The organism is Leisingera sp. CC-HEC093 (assembly GCF_059429195.1).
Window position 1 is genome coordinate 829,187 of record NZ_JCAIJR010000001.1, and the last position, 19,297, is coordinate 848,483.

Below are 19,297 nucleotides of genomic sequence, written 5' to 3' on the forward strand. Positions count from 1 at the left end.
GGCCTGTGCCACTCTGCCTACATTGGTTATCCAGATGCGAGCATCCCCATGAAGAAAATCGGCATTCTCGGCGGCGTCGGCTGGGCCTCCACCCTCGACTACTACCGCGCCATCTGCGAGGGCGCCGGCCGCTTCTTCGCAGACCGCGGCGCGGGCTCGCCGCTGCCGGTGCCGCCCATCACCATCGAATCCGTGGTGCAGGCGCAGACCCGCGCCTTGCGCGGCCGCCCGGGGGATGAGGCCAGCTGGGCCGCTTTTGATGCCGTCTTCCGCGAGGCGATGCTGACGCTGGAGCGCGCGGGGTGCGATTTTGCAATTATTGCCTCCAACACCCCGCACGCCCGCCTGCACGCGATCCGCGAAGGCGTGATGATGCCGATCCTCAGTATCTTCGACGCCACCGCAAAAGCCACCGCGGCAACCGGCGCCGCCCGCGCACTGGTGCTGGGCACCGCGGTCACCATGCAGGCCCGCAACTATGCCAACTTGCTTGCCGCACAGGGCGTCAAAGCAAATGAACCCTTGCCGCAGGACGAGATTGCCGAAATGCAGGCAATGATCGATGAGGATTTCTACGGCGGCGCCTCGGCCGCAGCCCAGGACCGCCTGCTGCGGTTTTGCAAGAAACACGCGCAGCCCGGCACCGCCATCCTACTGGCCTGCACCGAGCTGCCGCTAGCCTTCCCGGATCATATCGACGACGTCAGCTTTGAGGCCGGCGGCTTTTTGTTCGTGAACCCCTCAGCCGCCCATGTGGCCGCCGTGCTGGACCTGGCGCTGGCTGAGGAAAAGACGGGTTAGACCCAGCGCACCTCAACGCCGGCCTTCTCAAAGAACGCCATCACATCATCGCGCTTCATCGCCACCGTGCGGTCATTGACCAGCGGGTGCATATAAATCACGCCGGCCTCTTGCGCCTGCGCATCCATGAAGAATGTGACGCCCTTTTCCGCGCCGGTGATCATCGCCAGCGGACTGACCGCGCCGGGGCGGATGCCGAGGTTCTCCAACAGCCGGTCGGCCGAGCCGAATGACAGGTTGCCCGCGCCGATCTCCGCGCCCAGCGCCTTCAGGTCGATCTCGCGGTCCTGCTGCAGCGTCACCAGATAGTTTCGCTTCTTCTTGTCGCGCAGGTACAGGTTCTTCAGCCGCAGCGCGTTTTCGCCCGGCACCATGAACTGTTCCTCAACCGCCTTGGAGTCCTCCACCGTGCGCAGCGGAACATGGCTGTACAGCCGGTAGGCAATGCCCCATTCATCCAGCTGCTTCAGCAGCGCATCCGAGGAAATGGGCAGGCTGTCCTGATAGGCCGATGACGCATCCATGATCTTTCTCCGCAAGCGGTTCCGGTTTGCTGCGCAGATCACGCCAAACAGCAGCGGGGCGCAAGAGCTGTTCCGCCCCCTGCGCCCCGTTTTGCGCCATAGCACCGCAGGGCGGACCTTAAGGCCCGCCCCCGGCCATATCACGCCTCGGCAAAGTCCGCCCGCCGCGCCTCCTCGTAGTGGTCGAAATCGGTGCTGAACCAGCCGGTGCCGCGGGTGTGGCTTGCCAGCGTGCTGCACAGCTCATCCTGCGCCGACATCGGCAGCAAAGTCTCGAACACGTCCCAGCCCGCGGCCCCCTCCTCGGCCTCAAAGCCCAGGATCTGCCCCTTCATGCCGCTCACCACCGGCACCAGCCCGCCAGTGAACACCGACGGCACATGGATATGCACCCGCATGATCGGCTGCAGCAGGGTCAGCCCGGCCTCGCCCAGCGCCTCCTTCACCGCGTTTTTCCCCGCGGTCCGGAAGGCATAGTCGGAACTGTCCACCGAATGGTGCTTGCCGTCCTTCAGGGTCACGCAGACATCCACCACAGGGTGGCCGTTCGGCCCCTGCGCCAGCGCCTCGCGCGCGCCAGCCTCGACCGAGGGGATGTAGTTCTTGGGCACTGCGCCGCCCTTCACGGTTTCCTCGAACACAAAACCGCTGCCGCGCGGCAGCGGCTTCACCCCGATCACCACATCGGCGAACTGTCCGGCACCGCCGGACTGCTTGCGGTGGCGGTGATGCACCTGCACGGATTTCTTTATGGTCTCGCGCAGGGCCGGCGGCACCGGCGCCTCGTCCACCTCGACCCCGAACTCATCCTTCAGGGTCTGCTTGATCCGGCGCATATGCTGCGGCCCCTGCAGGTTCAAGAGCACATGGCCGCTGGCCTCATCCTGCCCCACCTCCAGCCCCGGATCGATCTCCGCCAGCCGCTCCAGCGCCCCCGACAGCCGGGCATCGTCGCGCTCATTCACTGGCGTGATCACCCGCCGGAAGGTCGAGGGCCGCGGCTGCGCCCAGTCCGGCAGCGGCGCCGCACCGTCCGGCCGGTAGGCATAGCCAAGGTTCAGATGGTCCGACTTCACCGCCTGCCCCAGGTCGCCGGGCGTCAGCCTGGTGTTCGCCTGCGACCCGACACCGGTCAGCGAGCCAACCGCGGCACCGCCCACCGGGACGCCATTGGCAACATTGCCGTCCAAGGCCCTAACCATCACCGTTTTGCCCAGATGCTTGACCAGATCGGCCATGCAGCCGACCGCGACCACCTTGCCGCCCTGCGACAGCCGCTCCAGCGCCGCCCCCACATCCGGTGCCTCGTGGCGCAGCGACTTCATCAGCCGCATAATCCCGTTCTTGTGCTCCGCCGATCCCATCAGCGCCGGGATCAGGTCGTTGTGCTGCAGCACCTTGGTGGCCACGTCATAGACCTCATCCGGCATCACCTTCTGGTCCTCGATCAGCTCTTCCAGCAGCGTGTCATCGAAATCCGCCAGCGCCTCCAGCAGTTCGGTCCGCGCCTCCTGCTCGCGCGCGTACATAGCAACCGGCAGCTCGATCAGCGCCGAGGGCTTGCCCTCCTGATACTGCCAGGCGCGCTCGGAGATCAGATCCACAGCACCCACAACCTGTCCTTCCTCGCGGATCGGCACCTGCCGCAGGATGATGTTGTGGCTGCAATAGGCCTGAAGCGCGGCAACGATTTCCGCCACCCGGTCCGCCGCCTGGTCCATCCGGTTGACAAAAATAAAGGCGGGAACCCCCGCCTCCTCCAGCTTGCGCAGATACGGCGCGCTCAGCACCGCAGCGCCGGCATCCGCCGGTACGCAGAGGACGGCAGCATCGCTGGCAGCCAAGGCCGGCCCCGCCTGCGCCAGATTATCGGCGCCGCCCGCGATATCGATCGCGGCCCAGTCCTCCCCCATGAATGAAAAAGGCTGCAAAGCGGCGACGCCTGCAACCTCCTGCCGCTTGCCCGCAGCGCCGTCCAGATTGGCCAGCGCCGAGGCCAGCGTTGATTTGCCGGACTGCGACGGTCCCAGAATAGTGAAAACGCGCATGTTCCCAGATCCTCCCTTAGCTGATGCGGCTGCCCGCCAAGGTCCGCGGACCCTGAGGTTCGCGCTGCCTGCCTGCGCTGAAGATCTGCCTCGATGCTCTTTTGAGCAGCCCGTCCGCTGAGTGATCGGTATGGGGCCACCGTGTGATGTTGGCCAACCACCCGCCCCCGAGTCAAGCGCACAGAGGGTGTAGCGGCGCCCCTCCTGCGCACGGATTTGATGCAATCCGCGCCGATTTCCCCTCTCCTCCGGCATTCCCTAGGGTAAGCTGACGACATGAAAATCACCCGCAACACGCCTGAACAGCTGATCCTGGCCGATAACCCTTGGTTCATTGGCATCGCCCTTACCCTGTTTATCCTAGTCTTTGTTGGCGCAGGTCTTGGCGCGGCCAGCACGGGCGGCGCGAACCTCTGGTTCGGCATCTTCTTTGCCCTCGCGGGCGGCGGTATGGGCTTTGCCGCCTTCTGCCTTTTCGTGCGCCGGGTGCAGGTGATCCTCGACCGGCCGGGCGGCAGCATCGTGATCCGGCGCCAGTCCGTGTTCGGCTACAGGCAGGCGGAGCACCGCCTCGCCGACCTCTCCCACGCCGAGGCGGAAAGCACCACCAGCCGCAGCGAGGGCCGCACCCGCACGCTCTACCGCCCCGTGCTGGTGCTGGACAACGGCATGAGCGCAGGCCGCCACCCGGTGGTCGAGGCCTACACCAATGGCCGCGGCCCGCAACGGCTGGCAGATGCAATCAATGCATGGCTGCCAGCCGCAGACCCCGCAAAGGTTGACTCCGCCCCCCATTCCGCGTAACGCCTGCCCAGCATCCGGAAGAACCCGAGTCTTCCGGTCCCTGCCCGTGCCAGGGATCGCCCCCCACCAGCGTGTTACGCCCGTGGGGGCAAACGCGTTTGGTTTGCCCCCGCGACAGACACCAGGACAGGCGGGCATTTGCGCATGGACCGCATGTCCCCTACATACGGGGGCGCCACACAATGAAACCGGCATCAGGAGGCCGCAGGCATGTTTGAAAATCTATCCGAACGCCTTTCCGGCGTCTTTGACCGGCTGACCAAACAGGGCGCCCTCAACGAAGAAGACGTCAAATCCGCCCTGCGCGAAGTCCGCGTCGCCCTGCTGGAAGCCGACGTTTCGCTGCCGGTTGCCCGCGACTTCGTCAAGAAGGTGCAGGAACAGGCCACCGGCCAGGCGGTGACCAAATCGGTGACCCCGGGCCAGCAGGTGGTGAAGATCGTACACGACGCGCTGGTCGACGTGCTGCGCGGCGACGAGGACCCCGGCAGGCTCAAGGTCGACAACCCGCCTGCCCCGGTGCTGATGGTCGGTCTGCAGGGCTCCGGTAAGACCACCACCACCGGCAAGCTGGCGAAACGGCTCAAGGAGAAAGAGGGCAAGAAGGTCCTGATGGCCTCGCTCGACGTCTACCGCCCGGCGGCGATGGACCAGCTGGCCGTCCTCGGAACCCAGATCGGCGTCGACACCCTGCCGATCGTGCCCGGCCAGAAACCCGTCAACATCGCCAAACGCGCCAAACAGCAGGCGACATTGGGCGGCTATGACGTCTATATGCTGGACACCGCCGGCCGCCTGCACATCGACGAAACCCTGATGCAGGAGGTCGAGGACGTCCGCAACGTGGTCTCCCCGCGCGAGACCCTGCTGGTCGTCGACGGTCTGACCGGCCAGGTCGCCGTTGAAGTTGCGGAAGAATTCGACGCCAAGATCGGCATCTCCGGCGTGGTGCTGACCCGAATGGACGGCGATGGCCGCGGCGGTGCGGCCCTGTCGATGCGCGCTGTCACCGGCAAGCCGATCCGCTTTGTCGGCCTGGGCGAGAAGATGGACGCGCTCGAAACCTTCGAGGCGGACCGGATCGCCGGCCGCATCCTGGGCATGGGCGACATCGTCGCACTGGTCGAAAAGGCCCAGGAAACCATCGAGGCCGAACAGGCCGAAAAGATGATGAAGCGCATGATGAAGGGTCAGTTCAACATGAACGACCTGAAGATGCAGCTTGAACAAATGCTCCAAATGGGCGGCATGGAGGGCATGATGCAGATGATGCCCGGCATGGGCAAAATGGCCAAGCAGGTGCAAGACGCCGGCATGGACGACAAGGTGCTGAAGCGCCAGATCGCCATGATCCAGTCGATGACCAAGAAAGAACGCGCCAACCCCGCCCTGCTGCAGGCCTCCCGCAAGAAACGCATCGCGGCCGGCTCCGGCATGGAGGTCTCCGACCTCAACAAGCTTCTGAAAATGCACCGGCAGATGGCCGATGTGATGAAGAAGATGGGCAAGATGGGCAAAGGCAAGATGCTGAAACAGGCGATGAAGGGCATGTTCGGCAAGGGCGGCATGCCGGACATGGGCGGCATGGACCCCAGCCAGATGGATCCCAAGGCACTGGAAGCCGCGGCCAAGGCAATGGGCGGCAAAGGCGGCCTGCCCGGCGGCCTCCCCGGTCTTGGCGGCGGCATGGGCCTGCCCGCGGGCCTCAGCGGCTTCGGCAAGAAGAAGTGACCGCACAGGCTGCATACCCCTGGGAGGCTCCGGCCACCGGGCCCGCTCTTGCACTGGCAGAGCGGATCGGCAGCCTTGTGCCGCGCATTGAAACCGCGCGCCTTGTCCTGCGCGCGCCCCGGATAGAAGATTTCCCGGGCTATGCGGCCATTCTGATGTCAGCCCGCGCACGCTTCATGGATGGCCCGTTTGACCGCGAGCAAGCCTGGCTCGACTTCTCCCAGTATACCGCCAGCTGGATGCTCCGCGGCACCGGGCTGTGGACAGCCACACTGCGGCAGACCGGTGAAATTGCCGGCTTTGTCTCTGCCGGGATGGAATGCGGCGACCATGAGCATGAACTGGGCTATCTGCTCGCCGAAACCTGCGAAGGCCAGGGGCTGGCGCTTGAGGCCGTGATGGCTGTGCGTGACTTTGCGCTGTCTGACATGGGGCTGCCGTCTCTGGTCAGCTATGTGGACCCGCTCAACACCCGCTCTGTCCGCGTTGCGGAACGCGCAGGCGCGCAGCGCGACCATGATGCCGAGGCGGCGTTTGAGACCTCCGTCTTTGTCTACCGTCATGCTGCCCCCGGCGGCGACGGCGGGATGGAGGCCTACGCATGACCTTCCATCTGATCCGCGCGGACCGGACCGCCGCAAACCGCCGTTTAACGGAAAATTACGCAGTCTCCTCGATACTCCTTCACCGGATGGGTGAAAAAGACGCCGGGCGGCCCGCCGCCCGGATAAAGGGGTATGAAATGAACAATCTGCAAAGGCAGTATCCGAGGCTCGCTTCCAAACGCCTCATGCTGGTGTCGCCGGCCGATCCGGAGTTCGACGCCAACGCAGCCTTTCTGTCACCGGGCACGCCGCCTTTCATTGACGCGGCAGACGATCCGGATTCGCTGTGGTGGTCGATTGCAACCATTATCGGCCACTGGCATCTGCACGGCTACGGCCTGTTTGCTGTCGTGGAACGCAGCACTGGCCAGACCGTCGGCCTGGTCGGCCCCTGGTTCCCCCAGGGCTGGCCGGAACCGGAGCTGTCCTGGCACCTGATGGGGTCCGGCGCAGGCAAAGGCTATGCCAGCGAAGCGGCGCAGTGCGTGCTGGACTGGCTGTTCTCCCAGGCGGGCTGGGACTCGATCGTCTCTTATGTGCCAGAGGAAAACGAAGCCTCCGTCGCGCTGGCCCGCCGCGTCGGCGCGCATCCGGAACGGCTGGTGTCCTTCCGCCTGCAGCCCGCGCCCAACATCCGCGCCTGGCGCCACATACCCCCGTCCCGCGTGTCCGCTCCCGGCACCGCGCAGGGGCTGCTGCACTGATGCGCCTTTCTGCGGTCATATCCCGGCCTTGCCGCACCCTCCCGCAGGGAGGCGTGCGCTAATGCCGTTTGACATCCCGGTCATCGAAACCCGCCGCCTGGTGCTGCGCGGCCCTGAGCCGCAGGACTACCCTGACTTCAAGGCCACGTTCAGCTCTTACCGTTCGCGCTTCATGGGCGGGCCGCTGAACACCTATGAGGCGTGGATGCTTTATGCCGCTGAGATCGGCCACTGGCAGGTGCGCGGTTTCGGCATGTGGATGATCCACGACAAGACCAGCGGCGAAACCTACGGGATGGCCGGCGGCTGGCAGCCCGCAGGCTGGCCGGAACGCGAAATCGCCTGGATCATCTGGCCCGGCGCGGCCGGCAAGGGCTACGCGCTGGAGGCAGTCCAGGCGGCCCGCCAGCATTTCTATTCAATTCTGGGCTGGGAGACTGCGGTCAGCTATATCGACCCCAGGAATCTCGACTCGATCCGGCTCGCGGAACGGCTCGGCGCCAAAAAAGACCACGGCGCCGCCACCATTGACGGCAATGATGCCGTCTACCGCCATCCCGCACCGGACGCCCTGAAGGACAGCCAGATTGCGCATGGCATCGAAATGGAAATCGGCCACTACGCCGATCCGCTCTTCAAGCCGGAGGGCTGGGCCATTGATTGAAATGCGCGCGATTTCCCGGATGCTGCGCTGCGGCGGTGCACAGGTGGTGCACGGCCGGCGCACGCGCGGCACCCCCCTGATGCCCCCCCGGCCTGCTGCATTGCGGAGACCCCGATGACAACAGACACCCAAGATCCCGTTGCCCGCGCAGCCCAGCTGCTGAAGGGTCACCGCGAAAGCATCGACCGCCTGGATGCGATCCTCGTCTACACGCTGGGCGAACGGTTCAAGCACACCCAGGCGGTGGGCCGGCTCAAGGCCGAACATGACCTTCCCCCGTCCGATCCGGCCCGCGAAGCGGCGCAGATCGCACGGCTCGAAGACCTGGCGGAACAGGCCGACCTGGATCCTGAATTCGCCAAGGCATTTTTGAATTTCATCATCGATGAAGTCATCCGCCACCATAAGAAACACCAAGAATAACAACAAACAACAGGAACAACCGGGGCATACCCCGGACAACGCCATCAAAGGAGATGTACCCATGGCAATGAAAATCCGTTTGGCCCGCGGCGGCTCTAAAAAGCGTCCCTTCTACCGCATCGTGGCTGCTGACAGCCGCATGCCGCGCGACGGCCGCTTCATCGAGAAGCTGGGCACCTACAACCCGCTGCTGCCGAAAGATTCGGAAGACCGCGTGAAAATGAACATGGAGCGCGTGCAGCACTGGCTGGACCAGGGCGCGCAGCCGACCGACCGTATCGCCCGCATGCTGGAAGCCGCAGGCGTCCGCGCCAAGTCCGAGCGCAGCAACCCGAAAAAAGGCACCCCGGGCAAGAAAGCCCAGGAGCGCGCAGAAGAGAAAGCTGCAAAGGCTGCTGAAGCCGCCGAAGCAGCTGCAGACGCGGAATAATTCCGTGGAGCTGCGGGGCGCTTTTCCCGAAGAGTTCCGCAGCCAGCTTGATCTGCTGATGCGGCTCCGGCGCGATGTGCGCCGGTTCCGCAGCGATCCGGTGGAGGAGGCAGTGCTGATGCGCTGCCTCTCTGCCATTCCGCTCGCCCCCTCCGTGGGGCTGAGCGAACCCTGGCGCATCCTGCGGGTGGAAAGCGAAACCGCCCGTGCAGCCGCCTTGAGAAATTTCGAAGCCGCCAATGCGGATGCGCTGGCCGGCTATTCCGGGGACCGTGCGGAGATGTATGCCGGGCTGAAGCTTTCCGGCATGCGCGACGCCCCAGTGCAGCTGGCGGTTTATTGCGACGATGAAACTGCCCAGGGCCACGGGCTGGGCGCTGCCACCATGCCGGAAATGCGCCGCTACTCGGTGGTCACCGCCATCACCTTGTTCTGGCTCGCCCTGCGGGCCGAAGGGCTGGGGCTGGGCTGGGTTTCAGTGCTGGATCCCGCGCAGCTGAACCGCGACCTGAACGCCCCCCAAGGCTGGCAGCTGATCGGCTATTTCTGCATCGGCTACCCGGAACGCCTGTCGGACACGCCGGAACTGGAAGAAACCGGCTGGGAAAGCCGGATGGCGGACCTGCCGCTTGAAACCCGCTGAGGCCCGCCATGGGACGGTTGATAAGGCTTGTGTTTTTTGTTGCAGTGGCCTTTACCGCGGGCATCTTCTTTGAACGCAACCACCAAGTGGAACTCTGCGAACAATCCGGCGGCCAATGGCTGCGCGCGGGGTTCTGTGCAAAGGACTGACATCATGAGCGATCTGATCTGCGTAGGCGCAATTGCCGGATCCTTCGGGGTGCGCGGCGAAGTACGGCTCAAGAGCTTCTGTGCGGTCCCGGAAGAGATCGGGGACTACTCGCCGCTCAGCAATGAGGATGGGTCCAGGACCTACTCCCTGACCATCACCCGTCCGATCAAGAACGGCTTTGCCGCGCTGCTGGAAGGTGTGGAAACCAAAGAGGACGCAGACGCAATCAAGGGCCTGCGCCTGTTTGCCCGCCGCGATCAGCTGCCGCAACTGCCGGATGATGAGTTCTACCATGCCGATCTGATCGGGCTGGAGGTCTATGACACAGGCGGCACCCTGCTGGGCACCGTGAAGTCGGTGCAGAACCACGGCGCCGCCGACTTGCTGGAAATCCACGGCCCCGGCCTGAAGGCCACGGTGCTGCTGCCCTTCACCCTGGAGGCGGTGCCGACAGTGGATATGAAACAGCGCCGCATCGTCGCCGACCCGCCCGAAGGGCTGTTTTAAGCCAGCGCGCGTCCGCAAGGCTCAGCCGGGTTCTTCGGCCAGCAGCGCCTCGAATACCTGCACGAAAACCTCTGGAAGCTGCGCGTTCTTGGACTTCGCTGGAATCGCCTTGCCGGATAGACGCCGCCAGGCATTGAACAGACGCAAGGCGTAGAAAAAGCGGAACACAGGATCACCTGTCACGTCCGCGCCGTAACCGTCCTGAAACGCGTCCCAATCCGACTGCGCGACCAGCCCGTATCCGGGGAGACGGCCATTTGCTGCCAGATGGTCCGGACAGTTCGCCAGCCACATATTAGCGAGGTCACGTTGCGGGAAGGTCTCCTGGAAGTTGGAAAAATCAATGAAGGAAACCGTTTCCGCCGACATCAGAATGTTGCGCAAGTGCAGATCGCCGTGCTCGACAGCCCCAATGAACCTATGCCCCCGAGCGCGGCGGCCAGCCCGGTGCAAGAAGGCGCAAAGCCCAAGAAACTTGTTGGGTTTAGGCAGCACCAGCCGCCCGTCCCGGACAGCTTGGGCCGTTCTGGATACCCGGGTCAGAAACGGCTTGGGCCAAAACTGCCTTTCCCCGGCTTCTGACACTCTGTGCAATGCAGCGACAGCAGATCCAATCCGCCTCAGGGTACCGCCCCTGCTGCCAATCCCGAAATCCGTGACCGCCAATTCGCGGAAGGCCGTGTCACCTTGGGCAAATTCCATAAGAACAAATGGTTTGTCCCGATCCTGCCACAAGATTGCGGGCACGGAGACACCCGGCACCTGCCTCAGGTCTTCTGAGGCTGCCTTGTGCCGCTCCAGATCCCGCAAGAACCGCCCCGGCTGGTTGTCGCGGAATTCCGCGCGCAGAACAAATCTCTCTCCCGCCGCGGTCGTGACTTCCAGAACGCTCCGGCAATCCTGCTTGCTGCTATGCACCTGCATCCGGCGGAAACGGACCCCGGCGGCGGGCAGACCGAGGTCCGATGCGATACGCGGCCACAGCGCCCGGGTCCGGGCCTGCACCTCGTCAATCGCCGCATAAGGACCGCTGTCCGGTGCCGCTGGCGGCCTTTCTGAATTCATCCAAACACCCAAGCTTTGTATTGCGTGAAAATCTGACTGAACTAAACAGCATCATTATGACAGCACCAAGCAAATCCCATGGCCGCAAGGCCATCCGCCCGACCCTGAAGCCGCGTGAGCTGATGACCCCGACGCCGGATCTGGCCGGCGTGTGGAAAGCCAAGATCATCACGCTGTTCCCGGAGGCCTTTCCCGGTGTGCTGGGCGAAAGCCTGACAGGCAAGGCGTTGCAGGAGGGGTTGTGGCAGCTGGAAACCACCGATTTGCGCGAATTTGGCATCGGCAAGCACCGCAATGTGGATGACACGCCTGCAGGCGGCGGGGCCGGCATGGTGCTGCGCGCTGATGTGCTGGGCGAGGCGATCGAGCACACAATGTCGGGCACCCGCGGCAACTGGCCCCTGGTCTACCTGACCCCGCGCGGACGGCCGATGAACCAGCAGATGATGCACAATTTCGCCCAATGCGACGGCATCACCCTGCTCTGCGGGCGGTTCGAGGGCGTCGATGAACGGGTGCTGGAGCATTACGGCATCCAGGAGGTCTCGCTGGGGGACTTCGTGATGACCGGCGGCGAACTGGCAGCGCAAGCGCTGATCGACGCCACCGTGCGGCTGCTCCCCGGGGTGCTGGGCAACCACGCCTCGACCGAGGAGGAGAGCTTTTCCTCCGGCCTGCTGGAACATCCGCAGTACACCCGCCCCGCCGAATGGAAGGGCCTTGAAATCCCGGATGTGCTGATGTCCGGTCATCATGGCAAGATCGCCGAATGGCGGCACGAAATGAGCGAAGAGATCACCAAGGCCCGCCGTCCCGATCTGTGGGAGGCCTACAGCCGCGCGAAGGACAGCGGCAATTCTTGACGCAAGTGATGCGGCTGCCTGCCTTTTCCCCCGCTGGAAGCCGTTGCCGCAATGGCGAACCCGTGTTTTACTCTTCCTGCATAAGTTAAATGACAGGAGACAGCAGGGTGGCTGCGAAATTTGAACTCTACACCGACAACGCGGGCGAATTCCGCTTCCGTCTGAAGGCTGGCAACGGCGAAAACATTCTGGCCAGCGAAGGCTACAAGCAAAAAGCCAGCGCCGAGAACGGCATCGAGTCGGTCAAGAAGAACGCCGGCGATGACGCGCGTTATGAGCGCAAAGAGACTGCCGCCGGCAAGCACATGTTCAACCTCAAGGCCACCAACGGCCAGGTGATCGGCACCTCGCAAAGCTACGCCAGTGCGTCGGGCCGCGATGGCGGCATCGAGTCAGTCAAGAAGAACGCGCCGGACGCCGCAGTGGACGACCAAACCGGATAAGCGTCCAGGTCAGGGCCGACAAGACCCTGCAAGGCGTGTGCTGAGAGGCACAATCAGGCCCCTTGCCTGTCAGGGCTTTCACCGTCCAGTTGCCGCCGCTCTGCCAGTGCATCCGCAATCCGGCGCGGCCTGGGGTTTTCCCCGTCAGGCCGCGCTGGCCATCCCTCGCGATGCCGGCTGCGGTCGCCATCGGTCTCCTCGGTCTGGTCGTGAAACAGCATCACCTGAGTTGGATAGGGCATATCGATGCCATTCTCGTCCAGTTCCTTGTAAACGGCCTCAATCACCTGTGCGAATGTGTGCACGACACTTGCCCGGTCTGATTTCGTCCACCAGCGCAACCGTATATTGTTACCGCTGTCAGCGATCGCCCAGGGCAGCACCTCCGGCTCCGGATCATCCAGCACGCCCTCGCAAGACTTCGCTGCCTTCAGCATGATTTCTTTCGCATCGTCCCAGCTGTCGTTGCAGCCGATCTGCACGTCATATTGCGAGCGGCGCTGCTCAAACGCGGTATTGACCGTGACCGCATCGGTATAGATGTCCGAATTGGGGATGACGACACGACGGCCGTCGTAGGTCTTGATCAGGGTCGCCCGCGTTTCGATCCGTTCAACGGTCCCTTCATGACCGCCTGAAACGATCTGGTCGCCGACCGAAAAGGGCTGGCGCAGCAAGATCAGGATGCCCGCCAGCAAGTTTTGCAGGATGTCCTTGAAAGCAAAACCGATGGCAACGGAGCCGATACCCAGCCCGGCGAACAGATCCGCAGGTGTGATAGATGGCGCAATGATGGTTATTGCCAGCATGACACCAACAATCAGCACCACCCACTTGGTCAAAGCACCGCCAACCTCGCCCAAATTGTCCCGGCCGCGGCGCTTCCCCGCCTTACGCACCAACGCCGCTAGCAGCCTGGCAACCAGCCAGAAGACAGCAAGCAGAACCAGCGCGATACCGAGGTTCGGCAATATCCTGAAGAAACCGTCTATCCAGCTGTCGATCTTCTCAAAGACATTGCCAACGTCCGCATCCACTTGATCCATTTGCCATACTCCGAAACTCCGCTCTTGCAAAACGCATGACAGCCCGGCAAGTTCCCTGCATCCGCACGCGGGGCCTCTGCCCCTGGGCTTTGCTGCCGCTTCTTTTGCTTGATCGGCGCGGCATTCCGGCCTATACGTCCGCCGGTCTGGATTCGCATTTGCGGCTCCGGGCTGCTGGCTGTTGGATCATTCCACCTGAAAATCTTCTTCGGTTTTCCCCGGGATCTGCCTGCCAGCTGCAAGGAACAGACGGCGTGATCTCTGGCGGGCTGCCTTTGGCGGGACCCGGTGAAGACCAGGAGCTCTCATGACGGCACAAACCTCTGCGGACAGAACCGCAGGCAGATTTAGGAGAGTTGCGATGGACCTGATCGCACAGCTGGAGGCGGAACAGATCGCCGCCCTGGGGAAAGAGATCCCCGACTTCAAAGCCGGTGACACCATCCGTGTCGGCTACAAGGTGACCGAAGGCTCGCGTTCGCGCGTGCAGATGTACGAAGGCGTTTGCATCAGCCGTAAAAACGGCTCGGGCATTGCCGGTTCGTTCACCGTCCGCAAGATTTCGTTCGGCGAAGGCGTGGAGCGTGTGTTCCCGCTGTTCTCGACCAACATCGACTCGATCGAAGTGGTGCGCCGCGGCCGCGTCCGCCGCGCCAAGCTGTACTACCTGCGCGCGCGCCGCGGTAAGTCGGCCCGTATCGCAGAAGACGCGAACTACAAGCCCAAGAAAGCCTGAGGAGCGGTATCATGAAAAAAGACACCCATCCCGAGTACCACTTTATCGACGTCAAAATGACCGACGGCACCATCATCAAGATGCGCTCCACCTGGGGCAGCGAAGGTGATCAGCTGGCTCTGGACATCGACCCGACCGTGCACCCGGCCTGGACCGGCGGCACCTCGCGCCTGCTGGATGCCGGCGGCCGCGTGTCCAAGTTCAAGAAGAAATACGAAGGCCTGGGCTTCTAAGCCGCCTGCCGTATTTTGCCAAACTCCCGAAGGCTGCCCCGGACGGGCAGCCTTCTTTCATTTCTCCTGACGCTGGGGCCGGATCATCGCCCCGCGGGAAAGAAAGCCCCCTCGTGAAACAAGCCCTGGCCAACGCACTGCAAGAGCGCGGATATGAAACCCTGACCCAAGTGCAGGAGGCTGTGACCCAGCCCGACGTGGAAGGGCGCGACCTGCTGGTGTCTGCGCAGACCGGTTCGGGCAAAACCGTCGGCTTTGGTCTGGCGCTGGCTCAGGATCTGCTGGGTGACAACGAGGCGTTTGGCGACGCCGCGGCGCCGCTGGCGCTGGTGATCGCCCCGACCCGCGAGCTGGCGCTGCAGGTGAAGCACGAACTGGGCTGGCTCTACCGCGAGGCAGGCGCACGAATTGCCTCCTGCGTCGGCGGCATGGATATGCGCGACGAGCGCCGGGCGCTGGAGCGCGGCGCCCATATCGTGGCGGCAACCCCGGGCCGCCTGCGCGACCATATCGCGCGCGGCTCCATCGACCTCAGCCAGGTTCGCGGTGTGGTGCTGGATGAGGCCGACGAGATGCTGGACCTCGGCTTCCGCGAAGATCTGGAGTTCATCCTGGGCGAAGCCCCCGAAGACCGCCGCACCCTCTTGTTCTCTGCCACCGTGCCGCCGGCGATTGCCAGCCTGGCCGAGACCTTCCAGCGCGATGCGATGCGGATCAAGACCGCGGGCGAGACCAAGCAGCATGCAGATATCGAATACCGGCTGATGAGCGTGGCGCAGGCAGACGCGGAAAACGCCATCATCAACGTGCTGCGCTACTATGAGGCGCCCAGCGCCATCGTCTTTGCCAACACCCGCGCCGCCGTGAACCGCCTGGCAGCGCGCCTGTCCAACCGCGGGCTGCCAGTGGTGACGCTGTCGGGCGAGCTGAGCCAGACCGAACGCAGCCACGCGCTGCAGGCGATGCGCGACGGGCGCGCCCGGGTCTGCGTGGCCACGGACGTGGCGGCACGCGGCATCGACCTGCCGGGGCTGGAGCTGGTGGTCCATGCGGAGCTGCCTTCGAACCACGAAACCCTGCTGCACCGTTCCGGCCGCACCGGCCGTGCGGGCCGCAAGGGCGTCAGCGCGCTGATCGCGCCGCCCAAGGCGCGCAGCAAGGCGCTGCGCCTGCTGAAATGGGCCAAACTGACCGCTGAGCATTGCGAAGCACCTTCGGCCGATGATGTGCTGGCGCGCGACGAAGAACGGATGCTGGCCGATCCGGTCTGGCAGGAGCCGGTCGCAGAAAACGAGCAGGCCGGCGTTCAGACCCTGCTGGACGCGTTCTCTGCCGAACAGATTGCTGCAACTTACCTGCGCCTGTTCCGCAGCCGCCATTCCGCACCCGAGGACCTGCGCCCGGCCGGTGCGGAAGAACCGCGCAAGGAGCGCAAGGAACGCAAAGCCTTCGGCCCCTCCGTCTGGTTCTCGCTTTCTGGCGGCCGCGAAGCCGGTGCCGACCCGCGCAAGGTGCTGCCGATGCTGTGTAAGGCCGGTAATATCGACCGCGATGCCATCGGCGCGATCCGGGTACAGGACAACGAAACCTTTGCAGAGATCAGCGAAGGCGCGGTTGAGGGCTTCCTGAACGCGCTGGGTGGCAAGACCGAGCTGGAGCCGGGCGCAGTGCTGACGCAGCTGAGCGAAGCACCCGAACTGGCCCCTGCCCCGCGCCGCGGGCCTGGCGGGCCGAAGGGCGGTTTCAAGGGCGACCGCGATCGCGGTCCTAAACCGCACCGCGGCAAGCAGGATGGCCCGAAACCCTATCGCGCAAAATCCGAGGACAGCCGCGACAGCCGCCCGCCGCGCAAGGACTGGCAGGAAAAACGCGGCTTTGACAAGGCGCCTGCCGAGAGCAAGCCCCGTCCGCGCAAACCCGACCCGGCAGTGACCGCCAAGCCCAAGGGCGCCTCGGATCCATCCAAGCGGATGGCAAGGCCCGGCGCCCCTGCAGGCCAGTCTTTCAAGGCGAAAGGCCCCAAGCCGCCGGTTGGCAAGCCGAACAGCAAGAAGAACAAGGCGCGTGCTGCAACGGTCAAGACCGGCAAGCCGGTCAAGGGCGGCGATGCCCGCCCCAAGCGCAAGCCGGCGGGTCCTGCAAAACACAGGTGATACACTAAGTTTACCAGCCTGCCCGCACCGCTTTTCTTGGCGGAATCCTGAGCCTATACAGGGGCCAAAGCGAAAGACGTGCAAGAAAGCACGAGCGAAGGGACCTGTACATGGCGCATATCATTGTCGTCGGCAACGAGAAGGGCGGCGCGGGAAAATCCACTGTCTCCATGCATGTCGCAACCACCCTGGCCCGTCTGGGCCACAAGGTTGCGGCGCTGGATCTGGACCTGCGGCAGCGCTCAATGGGGCGTTATCTGGAAAACCGCAAAGATTTCTGCGCAAAGGCCGGGCTGGATCTGCCGATGGTGGACATGCATGAGCTGCCGGAGATCGACGCAGCCAGTCTGCAGCCGGGCGAAAACATCTATGACCACCGGCTGTCGGCGGCGGTTTCGGCGCTGGAACCGGGACATGATTTCATCCTGATCGACTGCCCCGGCTCGCACACACGCCTCAGCCAGGTGGCGCATTCGCTGGCTGACACGCTGATAACGCCGCTGAACGACAGCTTTGTCGACTTTGACCTGTTGGCCCATGTGGACCAGAAGGGCGAAAGCATCACCGGCCCATCGGTCTATTCCGAGATGGTTTGGAATGCCCGTCAGCTGCGGGCGCAGGCGGGGCTGAAGCCGATCGACTGGATTGTGATCCGCAACCGGGTCGGCACCCAGCGCATGGTCAACAAGGAAAAGATGGAACGCGCCATCAACATGCTGTCCAAGCGGATCGGTTTCCGTGTCGCGCCGGGCTTTTCCGAACGGGTGATCTTCCGCGAGCTGTTCCCGCGTGGTTTGACGCTGCTGGATCTCAAGGATATCGGCGTCAAGCAGCTGAATATCTCCAACATCGCAGCGCGGCAGGAACTGCGCGACATGATGAAGGAGGTAAACCTGCCGGGGGTCGAGATCAGCATCTGACCCCGGGCTGAGGATGGTTCAGCTATCGCAGCCGCAGTTGCCGCGGTAGATCGTATACAGCTCCATCGGCTCCGCCACACCGCGCAGCATATAGCGGCCCAGGGACACCAGATCATGATTGGTGCCCCTGGCCGCGGTTTTCACATCCTCGGACATGATGATGTTCTGGCCGACCGAGCGGTGCATGCCGGCAATCCGGGCGGTCTGGTTCACCGCCTGGCCGATCACGGTGAAGTCCAGGCGGTTCTCGGCCCCGATGTTGCCATAGAGGATATCGCCCGCGTGCAGCGCCAGGGTAAAGCCCGCGGTCGGCAGGCCCTGCTCTTCGCGTTCGGTATTGAAGGCCCGCACCTTGCCGCACAGCTCATTTGCCGCGGCCAGCGCTGCGTGGGCGTCTTCCTCGATGGTGCCGAGGTTGAACATGGTCAGCATGCCGTCGCCCATGAACTTGAGGATATTGCCGCCATGCGCCTGAATGGTCTCCACCGCCAGTCCGAAATAGCCGTTCAGCATCTCGATCAGCTCGGTGCCCGGCAGCCGCTCCGCCAGCTGGGTAAAGCCTTTGAGGTCGAACAGGCAGATCACCGCGTCGATCTGCTGCGAGGAGCCACGCTGGATTTCGCCTGACAGCACCCGGCGGCCGGCATCACGCCCCAGATAAACTTGCAACAGATCGCTGGCCATTTGCCGGTTGGAGGAGGATTTCAGCGCCAGCCCCAAATGCGGCAGGGTGATGCGGATCAGATCCAGCTCGCGGCCGGAAAATCCGCCCGGCCGGTCAGACGCCCAGGAGACCAGCATGCCCTCGCGCGGATGGCGCGGATCATTCGGTTCGCCATCCGGCGGCGCAAAGCGCACGCCTTTGGCAAAGTAGTCAGTTGCACCGCGTTCACGGAGTTCCGGCAGCAAGGGAAACTGTTCCGGCGCGCCATCTTCCAGCCGTTCGCGGAACTCTTCCAGATTATGCTCCAGAATGTGGAAGAACGGGCTGCGCAGCCATTCCTCCCGCGGGGATTCGCGGTATTCGTAATGCTCGTGGCTGATGCCGTCGGCCCGGGTCCAGTTGAAGCCGATGCCGCCGAACTTGGGGTGAAACGCCCGCTGCGCCATATGGAAACGCCACAGCGGAACACCAGCATCAACCAGTCGCTGGCAATACCCTTGCAAAAGCTCCTGCTGCGGCGCCCCGTGCAGGCCCTGCTCCATCAGCCAAGCAATCAGCGGCCCTGAATTGACATCAATCTGTATCATCGCTTCACCTTCAATTCCGCCGCCTTATCTGGGGGCTGAACTGCAGAATGTCTATGGCTCGATCCCTGCTAAATTGCGCAGCATATACCGCAAAATTGCAACCTCGCCAGTGGTGAACCGGGCGCAGATTCTGGTGTCGAACTCCAGCGCATGCTGCCGCAGATCCTTGTAGGCCGCTTCCCCGGCGGGCGTCAGCGCCAGATGCTCGGACCGGCGGTCATTCTCGTCGCGGGTTCGCGTCACAAAACGCTTCTCTGCCAGCTTGGCCACGGCACGGCTGATCTTGGTCTTGTGAATCTTGGCGCGGCTGCCGATTTCCTTGGCGGTCATCTGGCCGTAGTTGCCCAGGTGAAACAGCACCCGCCATTCAGTGCGCAGCATACCATATCGGTTCTTGTAGTGCTTCTGGAACCCTAGCGAGCTTTCCTCCGCGGCGCGGTTCAGCAGATACGGCAGGAAATCCTGCAATGCAAAATCATCTTTTTCGTCCATTTTTGTCCCCTCTCCCTTGTTAGTTACAAAACCAACTAATATCCCGCAAGCAGCAAGAGGA

22 protein-coding genes are annotated in these 19,297 nt (G+C 63.6%); 16 read left to right on the forward strand and 6 right to left on the reverse strand.

The genetic code is table 11. The features are described 5' to 3' along the window. Window positions 1-48 precede the first annotated feature (48 nt). On the forward strand, window positions 49-801 hold the full coding sequence (locus AC5STB_RS04115) for an aspartate/glutamate racemase family protein (protein WP_495441710.1): 753 nt from the start codon (window positions 49-51) through the stop codon (window positions 799-801). On the opposite strand, the gene AC5STB_RS04120 is transcribed toward AC5STB_RS04115, so the two are convergent. Both AC5STB_RS04120 and AC5STB_RS04125 read right to left on the reverse strand, forming a co-directional pair. Then, on the reverse strand, window positions 798-1,325 hold the full coding sequence (locus AC5STB_RS04120) for a prolyl-tRNA synthetase associated domain-containing protein (protein ID WP_495441711.1): 528 nt from the start codon (window positions 1,323-1,325) through the stop codon (window positions 798-800). The two genes, AC5STB_RS04115 and AC5STB_RS04120, sit on opposite strands and share 4 nt — an antisense overlap. A 140-nt stretch (window positions 1,326-1,465) precedes the next feature. After that, entirely contained in the window at window positions 1,466-3,373 is a 1,908-nt protein-coding gene (locus tag AC5STB_RS04125; protein ID WP_495441712.1) for an elongation factor G, read from the reverse strand. 276 nt (window positions 3,374-3,649) lie between these two features. On the opposite strand from AC5STB_RS04125, the gene AC5STB_RS04130 reads away from it, so the two are divergent. The 9 genes from AC5STB_RS04130 to rimM all read left to right on the forward strand — a co-directional run bounded on the left by AC5STB_RS04130 (window position 3,650) and on the right by rimM (window position 10,034). Next, the gene (locus tag AC5STB_RS04130) at window positions 3,650-4,177 is read left to right on the forward strand and encodes a hypothetical protein (RefSeq protein WP_495441713.1); all 528 of its coding nucleotides are present in this window, start codon (window positions 3,650-3,652) and stop codon (window positions 4,175-4,177) included. A 210-nt stretch (window positions 4,178-4,387) separates the two neighbouring features. Further along, complete coding sequence (gene ffh, locus AC5STB_RS04135; protein WP_495441715.1) at window positions 4,388-5,908, forward strand: signal recognition particle protein; 1,521 nt, start codon at window positions 4,388-4,390, stop codon at window positions 5,906-5,908. After that, window positions 5,905-6,513: a GNAT family N-acetyltransferase gene (locus tag AC5STB_RS04140; protein ID WP_495441716.1), complete on the forward strand. Its 609-nt coding sequence runs from the start codon at window positions 5,905-5,907 to the stop codon at window positions 6,511-6,513. Before ffh ends, AC5STB_RS04140 begins: the two co-directional genes overlap by 4 nt. Continuing rightward, window positions 6,510-7,217 (forward strand): GNAT family N-acetyltransferase, encoded by a 708-nt coding sequence (locus AC5STB_RS04145; RefSeq protein WP_495441717.1) that lies wholly within the window; start codon window positions 6,510-6,512, stop codon window positions 7,215-7,217. Before AC5STB_RS04140 ends, AC5STB_RS04145 begins: the two co-directional genes overlap by 4 nt. A 61-nt stretch (window positions 7,218-7,278) precedes the next feature. Beyond that, window positions 7,279-7,881: a GNAT family N-acetyltransferase gene (locus AC5STB_RS04150; protein ID WP_495441718.1), complete on the forward strand. Its 603-nt coding sequence runs from the start codon at window positions 7,279-7,281 to the stop codon at window positions 7,879-7,881. A 114-nt stretch (window positions 7,882-7,995) separates the two neighbouring features. Beyond that, entirely contained in the window at window positions 7,996-8,304 is a 309-nt protein-coding gene (locus tag AC5STB_RS04155; protein WP_495441719.1) for a chorismate mutase, read from the forward strand. A gap of 61 nt (window positions 8,305-8,365) precedes the next feature. Then, window positions 8,366-8,734 (forward strand): 30S ribosomal protein S16, encoded by a 369-nt coding sequence (gene rpsP, locus AC5STB_RS04160; protein ID WP_495441720.1) that lies wholly within the window; start codon window positions 8,366-8,368, stop codon window positions 8,732-8,734. 4 nt (window positions 8,735-8,738) lie between these two features. Next, a complete protein-coding gene (gene bluB, locus AC5STB_RS04165; RefSeq protein ID WP_495441721.1) occupies window positions 8,739-9,377 on the forward strand; it encodes a 5,6-dimethylbenzimidazole synthase in 639 nt (212 codons plus the stop codon). Between the two features lie 153 nt (window positions 9,378-9,530). Continuing rightward, window positions 9,531-10,034 carry a ribosome maturation factor RimM gene (gene rimM, locus AC5STB_RS04170; protein ID WP_495441722.1) on the forward strand — a complete coding sequence of 168 codons (504 nt, stop codon included), beginning with the start codon at window positions 9,531-9,533 and terminating at the stop codon, window positions 10,032-10,034. Between the two features lie 21 nt (window positions 10,035-10,055). On the opposite strand, the gene AC5STB_RS04175 is transcribed toward rimM, so the two are convergent. Then, window positions 10,056-11,099 carry an aminoglycoside phosphotransferase family protein gene (locus AC5STB_RS04175; RefSeq protein WP_495441723.1) on the reverse strand — a complete coding sequence of 348 codons (1,044 nt, stop codon included), beginning with the start codon at window positions 11,097-11,099 and terminating at the stop codon, window positions 10,056-10,058. Window positions 11,100-11,155: 56 nt separating this feature from the next. On the opposite strand from AC5STB_RS04175, the gene trmD reads away from it, so the two are divergent. Together trmD and AC5STB_RS04185 are read left to right on the forward strand one after the other, a co-directional pair. After that, window positions 11,156-11,962 carry a tRNA (guanosine(37)-N1)-methyltransferase TrmD gene (trmD, locus tag AC5STB_RS04180; RefSeq protein WP_495441724.1) on the forward strand — a complete coding sequence of 269 codons (807 nt, stop codon included), beginning with the start codon at window positions 11,156-11,158 and terminating at the stop codon, window positions 11,960-11,962. A gap of 107 nt (window positions 11,963-12,069) precedes the next feature. Then, complete coding sequence (locus tag AC5STB_RS04185; RefSeq protein ID WP_495441725.1) at window positions 12,070-12,405, forward strand: YegP family protein; 336 nt, start codon at window positions 12,070-12,072, stop codon at window positions 12,403-12,405. Between the two features lie 53 nt (window positions 12,406-12,458). On the opposite strand, the gene AC5STB_RS04190 is transcribed toward AC5STB_RS04185, so the two are convergent. Continuing rightward, entirely contained in the window at window positions 12,459-13,451 is a 993-nt protein-coding gene (locus AC5STB_RS04190; RefSeq protein ID WP_495441726.1) for a mechanosensitive ion channel family protein, read from the reverse strand. Window positions 13,452-13,812: 361 nt separating this feature from the next. On the opposite strand from AC5STB_RS04190, the gene rplS reads away from it, so the two are divergent. The 4 genes from rplS to AC5STB_RS04210 all read left to right on the forward strand — a co-directional run bounded on the left by rplS (window position 13,813) and on the right by AC5STB_RS04210 (window position 17,493). Next, a complete protein-coding gene (rplS, locus tag AC5STB_RS04195; protein ID WP_019296661.1) occupies window positions 13,813-14,187 on the forward strand; it encodes a 50S ribosomal protein L19 in 375 nt (124 codons plus the stop codon). A gap of 11 nt (window positions 14,188-14,198) precedes the next feature. After that, entirely contained in the window at window positions 14,199-14,420 is a 222-nt protein-coding gene (gene rpmE / locus AC5STB_RS04200) for a 50S ribosomal protein L31 (protein WP_495441727.1), read from the forward strand. Between the two features lie 113 nt (window positions 14,421-14,533). Beyond that, window positions 14,534-16,573: a DEAD/DEAH box helicase gene (locus AC5STB_RS04205; RefSeq protein WP_495441728.1), complete on the forward strand. Its 2,040-nt coding sequence runs from the start codon at window positions 14,534-14,536 to the stop codon at window positions 16,571-16,573. 110 nt (window positions 16,574-16,683) lie between these two features. Continuing rightward, window positions 16,684-17,493: a division plane positioning ATPase MipZ gene (locus tag AC5STB_RS04210; protein ID WP_495441729.1), complete on the forward strand. Its 810-nt coding sequence runs from the start codon at window positions 16,684-16,686 to the stop codon at window positions 17,491-17,493. Between the two features lie 18 nt (window positions 17,494-17,511). On the opposite strand, the gene AC5STB_RS04215 is transcribed toward AC5STB_RS04210, so the two are convergent. Next, the gene (locus AC5STB_RS04215; protein ID WP_495441730.1) at window positions 17,512-18,744 is read right to left on the reverse strand and encodes an adenylate/guanylate cyclase domain-containing protein; all 1,233 of its coding nucleotides are present in this window, start codon (window positions 18,742-18,744) and stop codon (window positions 17,512-17,514) included. Window positions 18,745-18,795: 51 nt separating this feature from the next. Further along, window positions 18,796-19,236, reverse strand: coding sequence for a MarR family winged helix-turn-helix transcriptional regulator (locus AC5STB_RS04220; protein ID WP_495441731.1), 441 nt, complete (start codon window positions 19,234-19,236; stop codon window positions 18,796-18,798). Window positions 19,237-19,297: the final 61 nt, after the last annotated feature.

Bases quoted from the DNA above. Each gene is read 5' to 3' on its own strand.
- AC5STB_RS04115 (WP_495441710.1), top strand. From the start codon at position 49: ATGAAGAAAATCGGCATTCTCGGCGGCGTCGGCTGGGCCTCCACCCTC.
- AC5STB_RS04120 (WP_495441711.1), bottom strand. From the start codon at position 1,325: ATGGATGCGTCATCGGCCTATCAGGACAGCCTGCCCATTTCCTCGGAT.
- AC5STB_RS04125 (WP_495441712.1), bottom strand. From the start codon at position 3,373: ATGCGCGTTTTCACTATTCTGGGACCGTCGCAGTCCGGCAAATCAACG.
- AC5STB_RS04130 (WP_495441713.1), top strand. From the start codon at position 3,650: ATGAAAATCACCCGCAACACGCCTGAACAGCTGATCCTGGCCGATAAC.
- ffh (WP_495441715.1), top strand. From the start codon at position 4,388: ATGTTTGAAAATCTATCCGAACGCCTTTCCGGCGTCTTTGACCGGCTG.
- AC5STB_RS04145 (WP_495441717.1), top strand. From the start codon at position 6,510: ATGACCTTCCATCTGATCCGCGCGGACCGGACCGCCGCAAACCGCCGT.
- AC5STB_RS04150 (WP_495441718.1), top strand. From the start codon at position 7,279: ATGCCGTTTGACATCCCGGTCATCGAAACCCGCCGCCTGGTGCTGCGC.
- AC5STB_RS04155 (WP_495441719.1), top strand. From the start codon at position 7,996: ATGACAACAGACACCCAAGATCCCGTTGCCCGCGCAGCCCAGCTGCTG.
- rpsP (WP_495441720.1), top strand. From the start codon at position 8,366: ATGGCAATGAAAATCCGTTTGGCCCGCGGCGGCTCTAAAAAGCGTCCC.
- rimM (WP_495441722.1), top strand. From the start codon at position 9,531: ATGAGCGATCTGATCTGCGTAGGCGCAATTGCCGGATCCTTCGGGGTG.
- AC5STB_RS04175 (WP_495441723.1), bottom strand. From the start codon at position 11,099: ATGAATTCAGAAAGGCCGCCAGCGGCACCGGACAGCGGTCCTTATGCG.
- trmD (WP_495441724.1), top strand. From the start codon at position 11,156: ATGACAGCACCAAGCAAATCCCATGGCCGCAAGGCCATCCGCCCGACC.
- AC5STB_RS04190 (WP_495441726.1), bottom strand. From the start codon at position 13,451: ATGGATCAAGTGGATGCGGACGTTGGCAATGTCTTTGAGAAGATCGAC.
- rplS (WP_019296661.1), top strand. From the start codon at position 13,813: ATGGACCTGATCGCACAGCTGGAGGCGGAACAGATCGCCGCCCTGGGG.
- rpmE (WP_495441727.1), top strand. From the start codon at position 14,199: ATGAAAAAAGACACCCATCCCGAGTACCACTTTATCGACGTCAAAATG.
- AC5STB_RS04210 (WP_495441729.1), top strand. From the start codon at position 16,684: ATGGCGCATATCATTGTCGTCGGCAACGAGAAGGGCGGCGCGGGAAAA.
- AC5STB_RS04215 (WP_495441730.1), bottom strand. From the start codon at position 18,744: ATGATACAGATTGATGTCAATTCAGGGCCGCTGATTGCTTGGCTGATG.
- AC5STB_RS04220 (WP_495441731.1), bottom strand. From the start codon at position 19,236: ATGGACGAAAAAGATGATTTTGCATTGCAGGATTTCCTGCCGTATCTG.